This window comes from Candidatus Dependentiae bacterium (assembly GCA_018897535.1).
Classification (GTDB): domain Bacteria; phylum Babelota; class Babeliae; order Babelales; family UASB340; genus UASB340.
The window spans coordinates 1-5,033 of sequence record JAHIKO010000024.1; the positions used below are offsets into that span (position 1 = coordinate 1).

The window sequence follows — 5,033 nt, forward strand, 5'->3', positions numbered from 1 at the left end:
AAAAAATATTAATAAAAATAAATTAAAAGAATTTGCCGTTATAGGCAAAAAAATAAGAGATTTAATTTGTAACGCCAATTTGCCGCAAGATTTGGAAAAAGAAATTTTGCAAAGCTATAAAGATATGCAAAAAAAATATGGTAAAACATGTTCAGTTGCAGTGCGATCATCTGCTACGGCAGAAGATTTGCCGGAAGCTTCTTTTGCAGGACAGCAGGATACTTATTTAAATATTTCCGGTGAAAAAGAATTGCTAAATTCTTGTAAAAAATCTTTTGCATCTCTTTTTAATGATAGAGCTATTTCATATAGAATTGATCACGGTTTTGATCATATGAGTGTTTATTTATCAATTGGTATACAGAAAATGGTTCGATCCGATATGGCTAGCGCGGGTGTTGCTTTTACGCTTGATACGGAGTCCGGATTTAAAGATGTAATTTTTATAAATTCTTCATATGGCCTTGGTGAAAATGTCGTTCAAGGATCTATTAGTCCTGATGAATTTTATATTCATAAACCTACTCTTGAAAAAGGTTTTGCACCAATTTTAAAAAAGAGATTAGGTTCTAAAAATAAAAAATTGATTTATTCAGGAAATTTAAATAAACCGGTAAAAAATATTTTAGTTAAAGAAAAAGATAGATTAAAATTTTCACTAATTGATAGTGAAATTTTAGATATAGCTAAACAGTGTTTAATTATAGAAGAACACTATTCTAAATTAAAAAGTAAATGGGTTCCCATGGATATTGAATGGGCAAAAGATGGATTTGATAATAAAATTTATATAGTTCAAGCAAGACCTGAAACCGTACATTCTTTAAAGCAAGATCAAAATTTTACGCAAGAATATATTCTTGATACAAAAAATAAAAATAAAATTTTAGTTACCGGTAAAAGCGTTGGAAGAAAAATAGCCACAGGTAAAGTTCGTGTAATTTCAAGTGCAAAAAATATGCATCAAGTTTTACCAAATGAAATTTTAGTTACCGATATGACGGATCCTGATTGGGAGCCAATAATGAAGCGAGCTGCCGGAATTATTACAAATCGAGGCGGTCGAACTTGTCATGCTGCAATTGTAAGTAGAGAAATAGGTATTCCTGCTATTGTAGGTGCTATTGGATCTACAAATAAATTAAAAACAGGCGATATTGTTACTATGGATTGCAGTAGTGGGGATATTGGATATGTTTATTCAGGAAAAATTAATTTTAAAATAGAAAAAATAGAACTTAAAAAAATACCAAAATTAAAAACAGAAATATTTACAAATGTTGGTGATCCGGATGAGGCATTTAATTTTTCTAAATTACCGGTACAAGGAGTTGGACTTGCCAGACTTGAGTTTATAATTAATAACACTATAAAAATTCATCCATGCGCACTTGTTGAACCGGAAAAAGTTTTATTAAAAAACGATAAAAATTTAATAAATAAATTAACTTTTGGATATAAAGATAAAAAGGAATATTTTATAGATAAATTGGCTCAAGAAGCCGGAACCATTGTTGCTGCATTTTATCCAAAACCTGTGATAGTAAGACTTTCAGATTTTAAGAGCAATGAGTATAAACAACTTATTGCAGGTAAATATTTTGAGCCTGTTGAAGAAAATCCAATGTTTGGATTTAGAGGTGCTTCAAGATATTATAGCGAAAAATATAGACATGCATTCAGGCTTGAATGTTTAGCTATGAAAAAAATTAGAGAAATCATGGGGCTTGATAATTTAATTATTATGATTCCATTTGTTCGAACTGTAAAAGAAGCCGAATTGGTTTTGGCTGAAATGAAAAAACATGGGCTTGAACGTGGTAAAAATGGCTTACAAATTTATATGATGTGTGAAATTCCATCGAATGTGATATTAATTGAAAAATTCAGTAAATATTTTGATGGTTTTTCTATTGGTTCCAACGATTTAACACAAACAACTTTGGCAGTGGATAGAGACTCTGAATTGGTAGCAGATATTTTTGATGAACGTAATGAAGCTGTAAAGGAAATGATGTCTATGGCTATTTCAGGAGCTAAAAAGAATGATGTAAAAATTGGAATATGCGGGCAAGCTCCATCCGATTATCCTGAAATAACGGAATTTTTGATTAAAGAAGGCATAGATTCAATTTCTTTAAATCCGGATACGGTGATGAAGGAAATTATTTTGATTTCAAAAAGATAGAGAAATTATATTTTATTCCTCTATCTTTTTGAAATATTTTATAAGTGTTTATTTCTTCAATAATAGTTCCATTACTTTTATGTAGTCTACCAAAGTAGCTGTTGCCCAGCTATTTGCATTTTTTTCTACTAAAGACTTGAGCTTTTGTAAATCATTTAGAGTAGTTTCTTTATTAGAAATATATTTATATTCATCAAATATTGATGTTATTTGTTTTTCGAAATCAGTTCCGGCAGATAATTGTTCTATTTCGCTCATTACTATGTCTAGAGCTGTTTGATTTTTGCTATTCTCAAGACTAATATCGGCACCCATTTCTATTAAATAACTTACGATTTCTGGTTCACCCTTATAAACAGCAAACATTAAAACTGTTGATTTTTGTTTGTCTGTTGCATTTAACTCACTACTATTTTCAGCTATTATTTTTTTTACACTATCAAGATTACCATCATTTATTGCTTGCATAAGATTGGAAGAAAAAGAAAAACATTGTGTCGTGATACCCAAAATGATAATCATAATGTTTATTATTTTTTTAAACATAAATACTCCAATTATTAAATATAAAATATAATATACACTTTAATACAAGTAGAAACGTTTCTATTACTATTTTTAGTGTAATAAATTACAATTTGAAAAGTCAATATTTTTTTAAAATAATAAAAATATTGAAAAAAATTATAAAAATAAGATGTAATTGTTTTTACATTTTTAACATTTCAGGATCTTGTTTAAGATAATAGCATATGTTGTTTTTGCCTTGTTCATGATCAGGTCTTTTGGAGGGACAAGTTTGTGAAGAACAGTCGTAAGTTCTTATATAAATTGTTACAGTTTTACCGTCCGGAAAATTAATATCTTTGCTTAATACAATATTATCAGTTTTTTCGCTTAAAGCCTTTCCTCTGGTTAAATTTGAATCTTGGGCAGTGGCTTTTATTGTAAAGTTGCTTGGCATATTATTAAATGTGTGGGCATCACCGTTGTTATTTAAAATACATTCGCCCTTTCCTGTATTTTGCTCAAATATGTCTATATCCCAAGCGGTATTTGTTTCATTTATAACTTTAATTGTTATTTCTGCATTACAATAACTATAAAAGATAGAAAATAATATAATTAAATAGATATTCTTCATAACATCCCCCAAAAATCCCTAAGAACACTAAAATTACACTTAACTAAATATAATTTTAGATTAATTTATGTTTAAAATTCAAGCTTTTTATTTAATCTCTAACTTATCGCCTATTTTAGATATGGAAAAAATCCTTGCTCCGGTTATTTTACTTTCAAATTTTACTTCTAGGGCATCACTTTTTGCTGTAATTGTTAATGTTGCCGGGTTCATAAGTGTAGTTTCAAATCCATTTAATCCTAAATTTTGAAAGTTAAAATCACCAATTGTTCTTGGAATTCCATCAACTTCAACTTTTATAACAACCGGTGATTGTAAATTCGGATCTTTTTGTACTGTGATTGTGAATGAATAAATTTGAGCTAAACTTAAAAAAGTAAAAAAAATAGCTAAAAATAGCTTTTTCATTAATATTCTCCTTAAATTTTAAATTTTTATTTTAATTTTATATAAATCTAATTTGATATAAGTTAAATTATAATAACCGATAGAATCAATATTTTGTTTATATATATAGTTTACTTTGGAATTTATATGTTTTTTTTAATAGCTAAATCAGTTCTTGTTGGGGTTTTATTTGGTGTCTTATACGCTTTTTTATTTTTTAATAAGCTTTATAAATTTTTTTTTGGATCAGTAGGCAAAAATATTATTAAATATAGTATAAATACAGCATTAAATTTTATACTTTTAATCTCTATTTTTGTTTTACTTTACTTTGTATTTAAAATTAATTTAATAATTACAGTGCTTTCTTTTAATATTTCGTTTTGGGTTATAATTTTATATAGACTTAAAAGTTATAAAAAATAGGTTAAATAAATGAATGTATCTATTTTTGATGAAAATGTTATAAAACCGTTCGAGTCTTTAGGACTTGGTAGTAAATTTTTTCATATTAATATAAGAACATTAATATACACCTGGGTAGCTATGGCAATAATTTTTTTATTAGTTTTTATAGCTAGAATTTTTATGAAAAAAAATTTAAACCCGGTATCTTTGGTTGTGCAAGAGTTTGTTGGATTTTTTGATAATCTTTGTAAAGAATCATTTGGTTCTGTTTTTAAATATGAATATTTTGCATTTACTTCATCCATATTCTTTTTTACTTTATTTGGATGTTTGGTTGGATTATTACCGTTTTTTGATGAAACAACAAAAGATATAAATACGGCTTTTGCTATTGGCACAATGGGTTTTTTGTATGTTCAGTATCAAAAAATAAAGGTATTGGGATTAAAACATTTTTTAAAGGAATTTATTGAACCTATTTTTATCATGTTACCCCTAAATATTATTGGAGAATTGGCTAAAGTTGCCTCCATGTCATTTCGATTGTTTGGAAATATTTTGGGTGGATCTATAATTTTTTTGATAGCCATAAATTCTTTATCAAAATATAAAGAATTTTTTATAGTATTTTCTTTGGTAAGTTTGATTTTATATTTTACTTTTAATTATTTTATTGATTTAAAAAAGTATAAAATTGTTAATTTGGTACTGCAATCCTGTTTAGTCGCAGTATTTTTTTTAGCAGGAGCACAAATATTTTTCGGAATATTTGAAGCTTTTGTGCAATCATTTGTTATTACAATGCTGACAATTACCTATCTTGCTGTTGCTATAAACGAAAATGAAAGTGAGGTAAAGGTATGATTTCCCCTCAAAGTTTACATTATATGGCTGTTGGGCTTGCTG

5 protein-coding genes are annotated in these 5,033 nt (G+C 27.3%); 2 read left to right on the forward strand and 3 right to left on the reverse strand.

Annotation, left to right across the window (positions count from 1 at the left end):
* Window positions 1–2,188 (forward strand): phosphoenolpyruvate synthase (gene ppsA / locus KKE07_01445; protein ID MBU4269522.1); only part of this gene is annotated, 2,188 nt, incomplete at its 5' end.
* A 48-nt stretch (window positions 2,189–2,236) separates the two neighbouring features.
* Here ppsA and KKE07_01450 read toward each other — a convergent pair.
* The 3 genes from KKE07_01450 to KKE07_01460 form a co-directional block, all read right to left on the reverse strand.
* Complete coding sequence (locus KKE07_01450) at window positions 2,237–2,710, reverse strand: ankyrin repeat domain-containing protein (protein MBU4269523.1); 474 nt, start codon at window positions 2,708–2,710, stop codon at window positions 2,237–2,239.
* A gap of 187 nt (window positions 2,711–2,897) precedes the next feature.
* Window positions 2,898–3,332: a hypothetical protein gene (locus tag KKE07_01455; protein ID MBU4269524.1), complete on the reverse strand. Its 435-nt coding sequence runs from the start codon at window positions 3,330–3,332 to the stop codon at window positions 2,898–2,900.
* A gap of 87 nt (window positions 3,333–3,419) precedes the next feature.
* Complete coding sequence (locus KKE07_01460) at window positions 3,420–3,740, reverse strand: hypothetical protein (protein MBU4269525.1); 321 nt, start codon at window positions 3,738–3,740, stop codon at window positions 3,420–3,422.
* Between the two features lie 414 nt (window positions 3,741–4,154).
* On the opposite strand from KKE07_01460, the gene KKE07_01465 reads away from it, so the two are divergent.
* On the forward strand, window positions 4,155–4,991 hold the full coding sequence (locus tag KKE07_01465; GenBank protein ID MBU4269526.1) for a F0F1 ATP synthase subunit A: 837 nt from the start codon (window positions 4,155–4,157) through the stop codon (window positions 4,989–4,991).
* Window positions 4,992–5,033 lie beyond the last annotated feature (42 nt).